At 39.8% G+C, this 16,526-nt stretch carries 13 protein-coding genes and 1 pseudogene; 6 read left to right on the forward strand and 8 right to left on the reverse strand.

Features of this window, described 5'->3' with window-relative positions; all coding sequences use genetic code 11:
* Positions 1–52: 52 nt before the first annotated feature.
* The 3 genes from FJR04_RS08855 (at position 53) to cas6 (ending at position 2,217) form a co-directional block, all read left to right on the forward strand.
* Complete coding sequence (locus tag FJR04_RS08855; RefSeq protein ID WP_168493730.1) at positions 53–370, forward strand: transcriptional regulator; 318 nt, start codon at positions 53–55, stop codon at positions 368–370.
* 22 nt (positions 371–392) lie between these two features.
* Entirely contained in the window at positions 393–995 is a 603-nt protein-coding gene (locus tag FJR04_RS08860; protein WP_168493732.1) for a Uma2 family endonuclease, read from the forward strand.
* Positions 996–1,089: 94 nt separating this feature from the next.
* On the forward strand, positions 1,090–2,217 hold the full coding sequence (cas6, locus tag FJR04_RS08865) for a CRISPR-associated endoribonuclease Cas6 (RefSeq protein WP_168493734.1): 1,128 nt from the start codon (positions 1,090–1,092) through the stop codon (positions 2,215–2,217).
* On the opposite strand, the gene FJR04_RS08870 is transcribed toward cas6, so the two are convergent.
* Positions 2,212–2,580: a type II toxin-antitoxin system PemK/MazF family toxin gene (locus tag FJR04_RS08870; protein ID WP_371418126.1), complete on the reverse strand. Its 369-nt coding sequence runs from the start codon at positions 2,578–2,580 to the stop codon at positions 2,212–2,214. The genes cas6 and FJR04_RS08870 overlap by 6 nt on opposite strands.
* Positions 2,562–2,804: a ribbon-helix-helix domain-containing protein gene (locus tag FJR04_RS08875; RefSeq protein ID WP_168493736.1), complete on the reverse strand. Its 243-nt coding sequence runs from the start codon at positions 2,802–2,804 to the stop codon at positions 2,562–2,564. Before FJR04_RS08875 ends, FJR04_RS08870 begins: the two co-directional genes overlap by 19 nt.
* 171 nt (positions 2,805–2,975) lie before the next feature.
* Here FJR04_RS08875 and glyS point away from each other — a divergent pair, with 171 nt between their 5' ends.
* Both glyS and murD read left to right on the forward strand, forming a co-directional pair.
* Positions 2,976–5,126, forward strand: a complete 2,151-nt coding sequence (gene glyS / locus FJR04_RS08880) for a glycine--tRNA ligase subunit beta (RefSeq protein ID WP_168493738.1) — start codon at positions 2,976–2,978, stop codon at positions 5,124–5,126.
* An 80-nt stretch (positions 5,127–5,206) separates the two neighbouring features.
* Positions 5,207–6,568, forward strand: a complete 1,362-nt coding sequence (murD, locus tag FJR04_RS08885) for a UDP-N-acetylmuramoyl-L-alanine--D-glutamate ligase (protein WP_168493740.1) — start codon at positions 5,207–5,209, stop codon at positions 6,566–6,568.
* Between the two features lie 158 nt (positions 6,569–6,726).
* Here murD and FJR04_RS26545 read toward each other — a convergent pair whose 3' ends face one another.
* The gene (locus FJR04_RS26545) at positions 6,727–8,553 is read right to left on the reverse strand and encodes a calcium-binding protein (RefSeq protein WP_168493742.1); all 1,827 of its coding nucleotides are present in this window, start codon (positions 8,551–8,553) and stop codon (positions 6,727–6,729) included.
* Between the two features lie 637 nt (positions 8,554–9,190).
* Between FJR04_RS26545 and FJR04_RS08895 the strand changes: the two genes are divergently transcribed.
* Entirely contained in the window at positions 9,191–10,270 is a 1,080-nt protein-coding gene (locus FJR04_RS08895; RefSeq protein ID WP_217359270.1) for a WD40 repeat domain-containing protein, read from the forward strand.
* Positions 10,271–10,459: 189 nt separating this feature from the next.
* On the opposite strand, the gene FJR04_RS08900 is transcribed toward FJR04_RS08895, so the two are convergent.
* The 5 genes and pseudogenes from FJR04_RS08900 to FJR04_RS08920 all read right to left on the reverse strand — a co-directional run.
* A complete protein-coding gene (locus FJR04_RS08900; protein WP_254445239.1) occupies positions 10,460–12,151 on the reverse strand; it encodes an alpha/beta hydrolase in 1,692 nt (563 codons plus the stop codon).
* An 81-nt stretch (positions 12,152–12,232) separates the two neighbouring features.
* Positions 12,233–12,775 (reverse strand): late competence development ComFB family protein, encoded by a 543-nt coding sequence (locus tag FJR04_RS08905; protein WP_168493744.1) that lies wholly within the window; start codon positions 12,773–12,775, stop codon positions 12,233–12,235.
* 337 nt (positions 12,776–13,112) lie between these two features.
* Positions 13,113–14,501 (reverse strand): HTTM domain-containing protein, encoded by a 1,389-nt coding sequence (locus FJR04_RS08910; protein WP_217359272.1) that lies wholly within the window; start codon positions 14,499–14,501, stop codon positions 13,113–13,115.
* Between the two features lie 134 nt (positions 14,502–14,635).
* Complete coding sequence (locus FJR04_RS08915; protein ID WP_168493748.1) at positions 14,636–15,862, reverse strand: hypothetical protein; 1,227 nt, start codon at positions 15,860–15,862, stop codon at positions 14,636–14,638.
* 258 nt (positions 15,863–16,120) lie between these two features.
* Positions 16,121–16,267: pseudogene (locus tag FJR04_RS08920) on the reverse strand (DUF2887 domain-containing protein); the annotation flags it as partial.
* Positions 16,268–16,526: the final 259 nt, after the last annotated feature.

The following is a 16,526-nucleotide window of genomic DNA, read 5'->3' on the forward strand; positions in this document are numbered from 1 at the left end:
TAAAAAATAATTGGTTAAATTAGTGTCAAAGAAAATGGAGTATTAATTTACTATGAAAACAAAACCATTCAGCGAATTACGCAAGAAGATGACACCAGAGCGCATAGCAAAAAGTAAAACTATTGCTCAAATTATGTTGCTTCATATTAATCTTCTAGAACTACAGCAGTCTTTGGATTTAACGGAAGCTGAAATAGAAGCACAATTTAAGGATTTTTCATCAATTGCTTGTGAGTTAGAAAACCAATTAGAAAACCAAGAAGACATTCAAATTTCCACTCTTTCTCGTTATATCAAAGCATTAGGAGGAAATCTCAAAATAGTAGCTCATTTCCCAAATAAGGAAATTACTCTTGCTCAATTTGATTAATAACTATCCCCTTTTACTAACCATGACTCTAACTAAAAACCGACTCACCTTTGATCAATTCCTCAACTACGACTTTTCCGAAGAAGGTCGTTATGAACTTGTAAATGGAGAAATTATGCGGATACAAGCAACCAGAAAACATGATAACTTAGCAGATTTTCTCACTAAAAAATTAGATCGGGAAGTTGAACGTCTTAATCTCAATTACAGAGTATCTGGAAGAATTTCCATTAGAACCTTAACAGCAAATGGTAAAGAACAAGGTCGTGTTCCTGATGTGAGCGTAGTAGATAAAAATCTGTGGGATGCTAATTTATCTGCTTATACTGCTTTTATTGAACCATTACAATTAGCAGTAGAAATAGTTTCCACAAATTGGGAAGATGATTATATTGATAAATTAGAAGAATATCAACGTTTGGGTATTTCTGAATACTGGATAGTTGATTATTTAGCTATTGGTAGTCGTAATTATTTAGGTAATCCTAAAGAACCAACAATTTTTGTATATATTCTCAATGAACAAGGTATTTATCAAGCAAATGCTTACCGGAATACAGAGAGAATTATATCTCCAACTTTCCCAGAATTAACCCTGACAGTTGATCAAGTTTTTGTAGCATAAATACAATCAGACATGACTGAACATAATAATTAATCCCCCCAAGGGGACGGAAATAGAGTAAAATACTCACCATCACATAATGTAACACCCAAAAATGCCCAGATTCGCTAGAACCAGAAAGCGCGAAACCGACACATGGCCAGATGAAACCCAACTGGTAGGGTTAGTCTTTGACCTAGAAGCCACTAGCACTACATCCCTATATTCTCAATATACGATAGGACTTCATGCGTGGTTTCTCGACCAAGTGCGTCAATATAATCCCGAACTTTCGGCATATCTGCATGATGGAGAATCAGAAAAACCATTTAACATATCTGCGTTAGCTGGTCAATTTGTTCCCAGCGGTAAACAACTGCAACTACAGGCGAACCAAAATTTAACTTGGCACGTCAACGCCCTTTCCCAACCAGTAGCAGCATTTCTCAGTCAATGGATAACCAAACTCCCACCCATTTTAAACTTAAAAGATGCACCTTTGCAGATAAAAAAGGTAAGTATTGCCCATACCCCAACTACTTACGCCCAACTATTGCAACCATTACCAGATAAATACCGAGATGTTAATCTCAGCTTTATTTCCCCAACTAGCTTTCGTCGCAAAGGTCATCATTTCCCCTTACCCGTTCCTGTCAACCTTTTCCATAGTTATCTGCGTCGCTGGAATGACTTTTCAGGAATGACTGTCGAACAAGATGCTTTTTTAGCATGGATAGATGAAAATGTGATTATTCACCAACACCGCTTGGAATCTGTGAAAGTAGCCGCAGGTAAACGGGGTTCGGTGACAGGGTTTATAGGTGCAATGTCCTGCGGTTTAGATAAACAAGCTTTAACTAATATTGAGTTTAGCAAATTATTTTATGCCTTAATCAGACTGGCTTGCTACTGTGGAACTGGACATAAAACCACCTTTGGATTAGGACAAACTTGTTTAAACCAGGTAGTACCTGAACAAAATATATCTTCACAAGTTTTAACGAATTTGTTAGCAGAGCGTATTGAAGAATTAACTAGATTATTTAAAGCACAACGTCAACGCACCGGAGGAGAACGAGCAGAGAAAACCGCTTCAACATGGGCGACAATTTTAGCACGTCGAGAAATGGGAGAATCTTTGCAAGCGATCGCCACAGATATAGAAATGCCCTATGATACAGTAAAAACCTACGTCAAATTAGCTAGACGAGCCTGGAAACAAGATGAAAATAGTGGTTTATAATTTTATTAAACCAAGACTAATTTGCATTGCTTTATCTACATCTTCCATAATTATTGATGTTAATATTCCCAGGCGTTTAATTAACCTTTGTTTATCAATTGAACGAATTTGATTGAGAAGAATCACGGAATCAAACTGTAACCCAGATACGGATGATTTAATCAGCACTTCTGTAGGATACAAAGGTGCTGTAAACTGTGAAGTAATAGCGGCTACAATAGTTATGGAACTATGCTGATTAGCAATATCATTTTGCAAGATTAAAGCTGGTCGTGTCTTTTTAATTTCCGAACCAATAGTAGGCTCAAAATTCACTAAATAGATTTCACCACGTTGGGGGTAAATTATTCGTTTGTCTGACACAATTCTTCTTCCAAATTAAACCATTCTTCCACTAATCCTAAATCACGTTCTGCTCTTTGAATAGCTCCCGCTTGCAATTGTTGTCTCAGATTAACTAAGGCTTTTTCAGCCATATAATATTGTATGGCTTCGTTAATTAAGCGACTCCTATCACCTTTTTGAATCACTTGATCAATTAGTTGAATTGTCTCTTCTGGTAAAGTAATGTTAATGCGACGGTGCATAATTTATGGCTTTAGCTTGGACACCAATTCCATTATACACATTTCTAGTGTGTATACTTGAACCAGAAAATTCAGCCACAACAGTTGGACATCGCATCTCTCCACCTGATGTCAGGGTACAATGCTGGAATTGACTAATATTAAGCCCCATCAAGTTAAAAACAGTATCTTATGCCAGCATTTTTATTAGAGGTCGGTACAGAAGAATTACCCGCCGGTTTTTTGAGTGATGCTATTGTACAATGGCGATCGCGCATTCCCCAAAGCCTAGAAACTCACAATCTCCCCAATGCTGTTGTCGAAGTCTATGGAACACCGCGACGGTTAGCAGTTCTCATTACCGGTTTACCTTCCCAACAAGCAGACAGGGAAGAAGAAATCAAAGGACCACCCGCACAAGCAGCTTTTAAAGATGGACAACCCACTAAAGCTGCCATTGGTTTTGCGACTAAGCAAGGTGTAGATATTTCCGCTTTAGAAATTCGTCCCACAGACAAAGGGGATTTCGTCTTTGTTAACAAACAAATTCCTGGTCGTCCCATAGCCGATATTTTAACCGAACTTGTACCCCAATGGGTTTGGAACTTAGAAGGCAAGCGGTTAATGCGGTGGGGACATGGTGACGGACGATTTTCCCGGCCAATTCGCACTTTAGTCACATTATTAGATGGGGAAATTTTACCACTACAATTAGAGAATGGGGCAAAAGTTGTCAAAAGCGATCGCATTTCTCGAAGCCATAGAGTCTTACACCCCGAACCAGTCAGCATTTCCCACGCTACAGAATATGTGAAAACATTGGCTTCTGGTTATGTGAATGTACCTCCAGAAAACCGAGCCGAAATCATCACAAATCAAGTTAAAGCAGCCGCCGAAAAATTAGGTGGATATACCCCAATTTACCCAGACTTACTAGCAGAAGTTGTCAATTTAGTTGAATATCCCACAGCAGTTATCGGACAATTTGAAGAAGAATTTCTCAACTTACCAAAAGAAGTAATTACCGAAGTCATGGTAAGTCATCAGCGTTATTTCCCCGTCTTCAAAAATGCTGATTGCCAAGAATTATTACCCAACTTTATCACAATTAGTAACGGAGATCCAGCCAAAGCTGATATTATCGCCATTGGTAATGCCAGAGTAATTCGAGCGCGTTTAGCTGATGGGCGTTTCTTTTATGAAGCTGATTTAGCTAAAGCATTAGAAAGCTATTTACCCCAATTAGAAAAAGTCACATTCCAAGAAGATTTAGGTTCTGTTCGTGCCAAAGTCGAAAGAATAGTTAAAAATGCGGAAAAAATTACTACCCAATTACAATTAAATCCCGCCCAAACCCACAATATACAAAGAGCAGCATTACTTTGTAAAGCCGATTTAGTCACGCAAATGGTTTATGAATTCCCAGAACTACAGGGAATTATGGGCGAAAAATACGCCTTAGCAAATGGCGAAAATCCAGAAGTTGCAAAAGCCATCTTTGAGCATTATTTACCCAGAAATGCTGATGATATTTTCCCCCAAACTCTCACAGGTCAAGTTGTCGGTTTAGCTGATAGATTAGATACATTAGTGAGTATCTTTGGCTTAGGCTTAATTCCCACAGGTTCATCAGATCCTTTTGCATTGCGTCGCGCGGCAAATGCGATTGTTAATATTACCTGGTTGGCGAATTTGCAAATTAATTTATCAACCCTTTTAGAGCAAATCGCCACAGATTTCGCCACAACTTTTAATAAAGATGCCAAATCCTTAATTAAAACATTGCAAGAATTTTTCCTGCAACGGATTCGCACCTTATTACAAGATGAAAAACAGATAGATTATGATTTAGTAAATGCGGTTTTGGGAGAAAATGATCCCGAATACACAGAACGTGCATTAACGGATTTATTAGATGTCCGCGATCGCTCTCTCTATTTACAACAAATCCGCAAAGATGGTACATTAGATAAAATCTACGAAACCGTCAACCGTTCCACCCGATTAGCAGCACAGGGAAATTTAGACTTACAAACACTAGAACCACAGTCTTTAATTAATCCCGAACTGTTCCAGAAGAAATCCGAATCTGCATTTTACAACGCCTTAGTTGAGTTAGTCCCCCAAACTCAAGCAGCACAGAAAAACCGGGATTATCAACTGTTAGTAACCGCACTAGCGAAAATCGCTCCTACCGTCAGTACATTTTTTGATGGTGAAGACAGCGTTTTAGTCATGGACGCAAATCCCGATATTAAGCAAAATCGCTTAAATTTGCTGGGATTACTGCGAAATCACGCCCGTGTTCTGGCTGACTTTGGCGCAATAGTCAAAAATTTGTAGCATAAAGCAACAAAAAGTGGTGTAATTTCTGCCAATTAACGCTACTATAGTGAAGCTTAACCAGGGATGCTACACAGTCTATGCCAGAAGCGTTAATTATTGGATTCGGAAAGTCCGGTGTTGCCGCGGCAAGATTGTTGAAACAGGAAGGCTGGGAGGTTGAACTTTGCGATAGTAGCACCTCCCCAACCCTCCTCGAACAACAACAACAACTCGCCAGTGAACACATTACCGTCAAATTAGGATACACACCAGAATTCACCGATTCTGATATATCCAAGTTAATAGTTGTCAGTCCCGGAGTTCCTTGGGATATTCCTATTTTAGCCAAAGCGCGAGAACTAGGTATAGAAACTATTGGCGAAATGGAACTAGCTTGGCGACAGTTGCAAGATATTCCTTGGGTAGCAATCACTGGTACAAATGGTAAAACTACCACCACCGCTTTAACTGCGGCTATTTTCCAAACAGCAGGAATGAACGCTCCTGCCTGTGGTAATATTGGTTATGCTGCTTGTGAAGTGGCTTTATCTACGAAAAAACTAGATTGGATAATTGGTGAACTTAGTAGTTATCAAATTGAATCTTCTATTACTTTAGCTCCTCGAATTGGGATTTGGACAACCTTCACACCAGATCATTTAGCCCGACACAAAACATTAGAAAATTACTATAATATCAAAGCCAAATTATTACATAATTCCCAAATTCAAATATTTAACGGTGATGATGTTTATTTGAGCAAGTTAGGATTAAATCATTGGCCAAACGCCTATTGGACAAGCGTTAAAGGTGAAAAATTCCTAATTGGTGAAAAAGGCTTTTACATAGAAAATGGCTGGGTAATGGAAAAAATCAGCGCCACACCCCAACCCATTGTTGAGGTATCTGCATTACGCATGGTAGGGGAACATAACCAGCAAAATCTCCTCATGTCTGTCGCCGCAGCTAGATTAGCAGATATAAATATTACCGCCATTTCTCAAGCTGTCCGTGAATTCCCCGGCGTTCCCCACCGCTTAGAACATATCTGCAATTGGCAAGACATTGACTTTATTAATGATAGCAAAGCCACCAATTACGACGCAGCCGAAGTGGGTTTAGCATCTGTGCAAAGCCCCGCCATTTTAATTGCTGGTGGAGAAGCTAAAGCCGGAGATGATACCGCCTGGTTAGCACAGATTCAAGCCAAAGCCGCCGCCGTCTTACTCATAGGTAATGCAGCACCAGCATTTGCGAAACGGCTGCAAGAGGTGGGATATAGCAATTATCACATAGTCGAAACAATGGAAAAGGCTGTATCCATGTCTGCGGAATTAGCTAAAAAATATCAAGCTTCAGTAGTCTTATTATCTCCAGCTTGCGCTAGTTTTGACCAATATCCTAACTTTGAAATGCGGGGTGAAGACTTTCGGCAATTGTGTCAAAAATATCTAATGTAAGTTGCTATTCAGGCGTTGCTGATTTTAGGGATGAAAATGATTTTGCATACATTCAAAACTCTTGTAGAGACGTTCCATGGAACGTCTCTACCCCCAAAAATCATACGCCAACTCAGCAACGCCAGAAGAAGAAGTAGATACGCCTAGCTGTTAGTCACCTAAGAGGCAACAAAGAGACCATTAAGGCTGCTGGCTGCGATTCCTTCGATGACAAAGGTTGCACCACCCGAAAAGGTGTACTCGGCACTGCCATTAACATTCCTGAAGGGGTTAGAAGTATTGAAACTTGTAGTATTGGAACCCGCTACTAACCTATCACTTTCTGAAGTTTTGAAGTCCTTAATAACAATCCTACCCGTTATACCCGTCTCGAGAACGAATTTATCTGCGCCAGTACCACCGTAAAGGTTGTCGTTGCCACCACTACCGTAGAGCTTGTCGTTGCCGGCATCACCGTAGAGGTAGTCATTACCGGCACCACCGTAGAGGTAGTCATTGCCGTCACGACCGTAGAGGTAGTCGGTGTCGTTCTGACCGTAGAGGTAGTCGTTCCCGGCATCACCGTATAGCCTGTCAATGCCGACACCACCGTAGAGGAAGTCGGTGTCGTTCCCACCGTAGAGGTAGTCGTTCCCGGAATCACCGTATAGTCTGTCGCTGCCATTATCACCGTAGAGCCTGTCGTCGTTATTTCCACCGTAGAGGTAGTCAATGCCGTCACCACCGTAGAGGTAGTCGTTGCCGGACCCACCGTAGATGGTATCGTTGCCGCCGAAGCCATAGATGTTGTCTGTACCCGTATCAGTCCCACTAGGGTTATTTACCCCAGCCTGTCCATTCGCATAACCATAAATGGTGTCGTTATACTTCGATCCGTAGAGATTATCACCATTTTGTGTTCCGGTGATATTTTGGGGACCTAAAGCACCCACAACTAAGAACCTGTTAGTGCCTAACCCTGACAGAGACGATGTAATATCGCTGGGTAGTCCTGATACTGAATTTTCTCCTATTGAGATTCCATTACTGTCGATGATCAGCGCACTCTTGGCAAGATGGTTCGTGTAAAATGTGTCAAGAGCGTCCCAACCCAGCGTATTAGAGAAATATCCAGTGTAATCTAGGTTCGCCACTGCAAAAAGACTGCTTTGACTATCTACATAATTGAAACGCAAGTCGCCAAGGTTATTCCCATCACCAATGAATACATTTGGTCTACCTGACTGCTGAAGTGGAATGATCATAATGTCTTCAATGGGGTTGAAGTCTTTGACCATAGCATAAGTAGCTGTAGGGGGAGGTGTGACGGTGACGCTCGTACTAGTTATACCAAAAAGCGATTTAATCCCATTAATGGCAAGGGAAGCGACATCCTTGGTAATCTTGTAAGTTGGGGCGTATGTTGAGAAAAGTACGGCAGAAGCATTCGCAGCGAAACCACCAAAGAATGTAGCCGCATCGAAACCACCAGTCGAAGTGGTAATGGCCTGGGCAGCCTCTCCGAGAACGAAGATATCGGATTGTGATCCACCGTATAGGTCATCGCTACCACTAGTTCTTAAGTTGCCCGTAAAGAGGACATCACTACCAGAACCGCCATAGATAATATCAGCGCCAGCTCCCCCCGAAAGGATGTCATTGCCGTTTTGACCGTAGAGGGTATCATTGCCTTCACCACCTTCGAGGGTATCATTGCCTTCACCACCATCGAGGAGATCATTTCCTTTTGCACCGACGATGCGATCATTTCCTCCGCGACCGTAAATTTTTTCAGTGCTTATATTGTAGTCAGCACCATAAATTATGTCATTACCGCTACCTGCCTGAATCTCGCCGTAGTAATTGTAATAGGTGGTATACCTGGGTCCTCCTCTTGGAGTCGATCCAGTTCGTACTCTGTCGGTACTGTGATGATTACGATTGTCAATCGTACGGGAGGTAGAATCATTGTAAGTTAGTATCCCCCTTAATCTAGCAACTGCCATTGTCAATATCCTCCTAAAGGAATAAATGAATTGTTGTGGTTCGAGAAATCAGGCACTGATTAGCTATAGGGCGATATCACCTAATCCATAGAAAACATGAACCTCAAATAGAGGCTATATTTTCCATAAAATTAAATTTTTAATCAGCCCAAAAAAAGATTTACCTTAAATCAATTTGCGTTGCGGTAACGCTAACGAAATTAAAGTTTTTAAGGTGCAATTATCAGAAAAAATGTGATAGTAAAATTCTCACATTCGACTTAGATTGGATATATTTGATTATTCCATCCTAAAAAATAATACCACGAATATTTAATATCCGAGAGAATACTAAAGGTTAAACTTTGGTAAAAGGTTACTTTTATAAAAAAACCCCTTAGATAGATAGGGTTCTTATTGTATTTGCACCCTTAACATCAATAGATATACCTAAAAAGTCATTTATTTATTAACTTTCTATTAATCTTTTCTGAATCTTTTGTTAATCTAAATAGGTATTTGCCAAACTTTTTCTAAAACTTGAAAAGCTTTACTAGAAGAATCTAATCTGCAACCCAAAGATTTAGTTTCTGCCTTAGAAAGTGAATCCATAGTTTCTTATAGAAGTATACTAAAAATACGTTTCCACATTATCACTATGAAATTGCCTATCCCCTGGAAAACCTTAACATTACTCAGTTTTCTTCTATCTACACCATTGACTATTACACTGCCAGTCATAGCCAATACAGCCGTTAATCCTCCCACAAACACTCAACCAGCAAAACAGTTTAAATTAACCTTATCAGGACATACTGAACCTGTTCGAGCATTAACCCTTTCTCCCAGTGGTAAAATTCTCGCTAGTGGTAGTGATGATCAAACTATTAAACTGTGGAATCCCACCACAGGCAAATTACTTCAAACCTTAACTGGACATCGTTCTACTATTAGAAGAATCATTATTACACCAGATGATCAAACTGTAATTAGTACCAGTTTTGATAACACGATCAAATTTTGGAATATTCAAACTGGCAAAGAAACTCAGACTATTACCGAAAAAAATGGAGTCAATGCAATATTATTAACTCCCGATGGTAAAACCTTAATTACTGGTAGTCGTGATAAAAATATTAAGTTTAGAAACCTCAAAACCAAAAAAATTCAAAAAATACTCAAAGTGGAAGCCTCTGCACTGGCTATGAGTTCTGACGGGAAAACCCTATTTAGCGGTGGTGAAAGTGGCGGCAAGATTCGTGTTTGGAATTTGGCCAAAGGTAGACAAATCCGCAGTTTTACACCACCACTTCCCCCAAAAGAATATCAAGTAAGTGGTTCTGAAAAAGCATCAGCCCCCATTACCTTAGCTGTGAGCAACGATGGTAAAATGCTCCTCAGTGGTGGATATGATGACAGTTACGCATCAGGTGGAGTCAGAACCACAGATGGTAAAAGTTTTAAAGCATGGGACTTGAAAACAGGCAAGCTAGTTCATAATGTTTCCTTGGGTACAAGCATTGATGCCTTAGTAATTACTCCTGACAGCAAGACATTTATTGCTAGTGGTCCAAATCAAGCAGTTATAGTATTACGCGATATCAAAACAGGGAATCCTGTTATGGAACTCAAGGGACATGGTGGGGGAGTTTATGGACTGGCGTTAAGTCGTGATGGTAAGACTTTATATAGCGGTAGTGGTGATAAATCTATTAAAGTTTGGGAAATAAAACCTTAGTTAGTGTTGGTAAATAAAAGCATGAATTTGTTTCCCGCTTCCGGCGCAAAGTTTGAACATTCTCTCTTGGGAAGGATTCTTAAAATATCAATAATCTATAGGATTGATTATATATTTTACCCTGAGTGAAGTTGGGGCTTGGTTTACCCTCCAAGCCTTTTTATTTTTCTACCTATTCCCTGTCACCTGTCACCTATTCCCTGTCATACTTTGCATCATTTCCATAATTTCTGGGGGAAGTTCCCGGACTATCCGAAATGGAAATAGCCGAGTTGACGCAATTTGAGCATAGTCAGAAGTCAGAAAAGGCGCATATTGACTAGCTTCGGGGGTTAATTGTGCGGCCATTGCTAAGGTGATACCATTGAGAAAATTCCGCACATCTTTGGCTTGTTCTCCGGTTACTTCTCTACTCAATATCGGTGTATTGGGGATGTTACTTTGATCTACGGTAAAATCAGGATCTTTGACACTCAAATGAGAAGCACCAATGACACCTACTAACCATTTGGGGGAACGAATTTTGGTAAAGCCAATTACTTGCTCGGTTAATGCGGGAGTAGTTTTATCAGCCGAACTAGCTAAAATTAATGTGGGGATTTGCACCTTTGCTAAACCAGTTTCACCAAACATTAAAGATGATACAGGATTGAGAGCGATCGCTTGTTTAATTCTCTCATCTCGCAGTTGATAGGTTGTTTCAGGTAATTCTTGAGCTACACATTGTAGTGCTGCTCCCAAGCTGGCCTGAGCTAAGTTCTGCTGACACTTTTGTTTGAGGCTGTCAATTTGTAATTCACCTCCAGCTAATGCTAAAGCCGTTCCTCCACCAAAGGAATGACCCACAATCATGACGTTATTAGTTGCTAGTTTACCCTGTAAGGGATTATTAGCTGTTTGATTAAGTTTTTCTAATTCATCAAGTATAAAACTGATATCACGCGGACGGTCTAAAAATTCTTGGGGTTCAACCAGCCGCTTTTTACCGTTAAAAGCTTTGTTGCTACTGGTTTCGTTACTCCCTGGATGTTCTAAAGCTGCAACTACATAACCATGGGAAGCCAGATGTTTTGCTAAGTAACGCAAGTCAGTTCCCACTGAACCCAAACCGTGAGAAAAGACAATTACAGGTTTGTTTGTACTGATAGCAGTTGACCAATAAATATCTAGAGGAATTTGTCGTTGACGCTTTTGATCATTTAACTCTAAGGTAATTGTTTGTACCTGTGCGCTTCCTGGTTGTGTGGGATCTAGAGAATAAGTAACCTTGATATCCCTGGGGTTAAGTTGAGGAGAAATCGCCAACATAAACTGCTGGGTGCGGAAAAAAGCACTGTTCAAACCCTTGAGGACATTGATAGTTTGGGGTAAATCAATTTCTAGGCGTTGACTGGGATAGGCCGCAATAAAACTCAGTGCAGATAAACCCTGTGGAGAAGTAGCACCTAAAATTAATCCCGCTCTCATAGCTTGTATTCCAGCTTGATCTCGACGGGTAATAGCGGTGGAGATATCACCGAGAATTGTTGTCCCAATTTGGGTATTGATTAATTTATCTAACGTCACCACATTTATGGGTACTTTGGCTTTTAAGCCTTCCAGAAAGAAGCGACGTTGCTCTTCGGTCATTCTTTTGGTGTAAATTCCTAAACTAGCTGGTAATTTGCCAGTTTGCACCGACTCTTTTAACTCATCCAGTGATACGGATTCTGCTAAAGGTCCGTAGCGAATTACAACTGTATCTGCGGCTTGTACAGAGCTATTAACGCCAAAAAACGGCTTGAGAACGATACCTTCGGCTATTGTAGCGATCGCACAAAATACACCTGCAAATACCTGGAGGCTCTTCCTGTTTTTCCCTGTCAACATCTTGTATTGCATCTCAAATTAGGAGATTTTACCTTATTTTTAGGCTGTTAACCCATCTCTAAGTATAATCCCTAGCTTAACTGGCAATTTAAATTAATAACGATAAGTTTCCCAGTGATCTGTGCTGTGGCGTGAACGATTATAATTATTTGTACCTGTGGATGTCGCTTTTTTGGATGTTAATGTATGCTCCACAATATTAGGTAAATTTTCCCATGATAAATCTTCCCGTCCCAGCACAACTTTTAATTTTTCTAATGCCGCATTTGCAATCTGATTAATTTCTCCATTCTCTTCTGTAGAATAAATCAGATCACTAATCCGCAAAGGATCTCTCTGCACAGCGATAATCCCTTGCTGTACTGCTTTATTAATTTGTTGATTAAACTCTGTTTTAGCGCGATGTAACTGTCTTTGCCAACCTTTTCTACTAGTTGCATACAAAGAAGGCAGGCGATTTAAAGCATAGGCCACTACATCTGGTGTTTTGATATATCTGGCAGCTTTAATGGGTAATAATTGGATTTGCTTTTCCACTTCCTCTACTACTAATAATTCCATAACATTATGAGAATTTCTCATTTTATTGGGTTTAGATGGAGTTTGGGAATATAATGAAGGGCGTAGTGTTGACATAATTACAATTTTTTTTATGTATTTGAAGTTACTTTTTGTGAAAATTTTGATCAAAAATCCTCTTAACTAGATTAATGATCTTAATGAATATAGATACTTAGTTTAACTAATATATAGTCCTCATGTAAATGTGGGTTTTACCTAAACACTATAATCTTATTACAAGCTTTAAATTTATATCCAATTATTTTATCCTGCCTTGATATAACGGTATCTATTTGGATAAAATCCAAAATGTGCGATAAAAGCTATACAAAAAAGTAGAGACGTATGAAGGAAACATCTCTACATCTTGCTATCAATCAAGTATTTTTTAACACAAATACAATAATCGCAATCACTTGATTGGAAGTGTTTCAGTTAATGGCAAAATCCATGATGAAGGTTTTAAAGAACGCCGTTGAGTGACAAGATCAACCCCTGGATCAATGAATAATTGGGGATTACGCCCATTTAGCGATAACTCTGATCGTACTCTCACCTCAATTTGTGCATATCCGGCGGCGCGTAGTTCATCTGCAAGATGATGGCTGAATTGTAAAATCATATCTGGTCGTCCCACCATAGTGCGAACCTGCCAGCGAGCCAGATAATTGTCTGGATCAAACTCCCAGGTTTGATTTTCAATAGGATCAGTGACAAAAAACTGTATATCTCCCCGCTTACTCAATAGTTTCATGTGCCACGAAAAGCGATGCCCTTCATAAGTCCAATTGACGTTTCCTGGATAAAGAAAGTGACGGAAGGGAATGAGAATTTGTAGTATCAGATATATGCTTAATAAAGCGCAGGTATTAGCTCGCCACCAGCGTAAATATTTTGGTTTGATGAGTGGATTTGGATGACAGTGTTTCACAGTCCACCAACCTTTCATTAAGCGTCGAGGAAAGTCAGGGTTGAAGAAGATAGCTGTAGACGCAATCATCAGCCAAGGAAAAATACCTATAGAAAACAACCGGAAATTCATTAAATGAAAAATGACAGCAAACACAAAAGCAATTAACCGCGTCCGTCGCCACAGCAGACAAGGAAAAACCAGTAAATCTAAGAGAAAACCACCGTAGCTAAGAAGATACACCATCCATGATTCCGTGAAATACTGCCCGATGATCGGAAAATCGGTTCGGGATGATAACCACATTGTCATCGGTTGGGCGTGCAGTAACCAATCAGGATTTATTTTGGCGATCGCTGCATAAAAATAAACAATGCCAATCTGAACGCGAAGCAGCCAAATCGGCCAGGCCGGAATAGTATCAGAGTAAATTTCTGGGCGCTGTCGAGCATCAATCGAAAAGGCTCGGTTAGCCGGTAAAAAAATGAGCAGAAAACTCAGCAGACATACCAGATAAAAATGGTTAAGATATCGCGCTTGCTCTAGCAGAAAAGTGTACGTAAAGCCCACAAAAAATAGAGCCGCACTAACTCGGTATTTAAATCCAATTGTGATAAAAAATGCTAATATTCCTAACACGACAAACAGCACATACATACCGTTTTCAGGTAAAGGTTTTACCCAGTCAAAGCCGTAATAGGTAAAATTAAAGGGTGGATCAATCCAGTAGCGTTTAATCCAGCCATTATTAAAGTAGCGCCAAACTTCCCAAAGCATGATTGCACCGAACCCAATCCGAAAGTAAACCAGGGAAGCAATATCTATGGGTAGAAATAACCAATTATGGAAAGCAACAAGCCCATCAGAAATGCTGCGGGTGTGATCAGACAAGCCAACCTGCGCCAGCTTTTTCTGTATAAATAAGCGCATAACGGCAGTAAATAATCATGAGATTTTTTTCATGAAAATTATAGCTGCTTCTCGCCCAGTATATTATTTCTCCATGCCCCATCAGCAACCCCAAATTAAAGTTTTTGTCCTGTATAAATAGATCGCACCTCACCGTTACGACGAATAATAGCTTCACCATTACTAACTTCTACTAATGTCCAACCTGTAGCACCAATATTTTCACCTAAATTAATCCGGCGACTGATACCATCAACTTTAAACAAAGCTACAGATTTATTACCCAACTCCAATAATCCTTCCAACTGTGCAGAATAAGTCGGTGAGTAAACCTGTGGTGGTGTATTAACAGCTTCTTGCGCTGGTGGGGCAATAGTCGGTAATTTTGGTGGTGCGACTTTCAACGGTTGAGGATTGACTGTAACTGGGTTGAGGTTAACCTGTGTAGTATTCGTTGTTGGTTTAGTTGCTGGTTGGGCAGTCTTATTAGGAAGATTATTCACCCCTGAAGCTGAAGACGGTGGTATGGGAACTGCGGGAACAGTTGGTACTTGATAACGGGGTACTGGAGACTGATAAACTGGAATATATATCCGCTCAACCACATTGGGAGGATTTAAGCGACTGTTAGCTGCTACAGGTAAAGGTAAAGTCTCAGTTGGTTGAGTATTTGGTAATGGTAAGCCAGTTGTTTGGTTAAGATTAACAGGAGGAAATCCGGCTTTAACAGTTGTTTTGTAATTGGTTGCTCCTTGTTGTTCTATAACTGCCAAGGCCTCCAACATATAATTGACTAAATCTAACTGAGGATCTGTTTTCACAGACACAGGTGATGGAATCTGGGTATTTGGCAAATTAGGGGAAGTTAATTGGGTTGTTAACGTAGTTAATAAACCAGACTCCGTTAAATAGAGCATACCCAAGGTAGCCGCAGTTAAGCCTAATCCCATGAATATTAGTTTACTTATACCACCCGTTTGTGGTTGATCTTGAGTAGTAATTGCCCTGACAGAGGGGGGATTAACTACTAGTGTTGTAGTTTGTACGTTTTTAATGGGTGCAGCGGACTGTAATGAATGATTGAGTGTAGAAGGCAAAACCACATCAGGCATTGTAAATTTCATGGTTTGCACAGGGACATATTCGTTCTTGGAACTATAGTAATTCCGCTGACTTCGACCATCTAAAATGTTGTCAATATCACTAAAAAGTTCATCCATTAAGCCTTCAGCATAGGTTTCTATTGACCAAGGCTCATTACTAACGATATCTATAGCTAACGCTGCGTTGGCGCTATCAGATGCTTCTGAAATAAGTAAATCAGTGCTGGATTTTGGTAACATAAGCTTTCTTCTGTTGTAGCTGAAAATAATGGGAAAACAACACGGCTACTGCTGTGGAAATCAACTAACTTTTGATCTTTCTTGCCAGAGTAGAAGTTTGATCTAGCTAATGGTATTAAATTGTACTCTGTTATGCAAATTGTAGATAACATTAGTTAGAAAATTTATAGTAGGGGTGCAGCGCCAGCGCCCAGTCAGAAGTTAGTAGGGGCGCAGGGCTTGCACCCAGTCTCCTCTCCCTGCTCCTGCTTAGGACAAAACTCCAACTAATCTAAAGGCTGTTTGTTTGACTTCAACTGATGCAAATTGATGAAGTTCGGCTAGTTGGGGAGAGTTTCCAATAAGTTTAAAAAATATACTGGGTATTTCTGGAAATAATCGGTAAAATATGCTGTCTGTTTTCATTTTTAAAATTTGTTTTAAGCGATTTTTTTATAAACTACATTGATTTTTTGATCATTAAATTTTTCTTCCGGTTGATTGTTTAGCATAAGTTCTATAGGACTCATATTTAATTTTATATAGCTGGCGTGGCGTAGCTATATAAACCCACTATACCTTATATTTCTTCTTTTCTGTTCCCTACCTCTACGAATAAATTTAGGAATCAAACCGGATTATTATATATATTTAATATTAGTTAATAACTCCGGATTTAATTTTT

The organism is Anabaena sp. UHCC 0204 (genome assembly GCF_009711975.1).
Lineage (GTDB): Bacteria > Cyanobacteriota > Cyanobacteriia > Cyanobacteriales > Nostocaceae > Dolichospermum.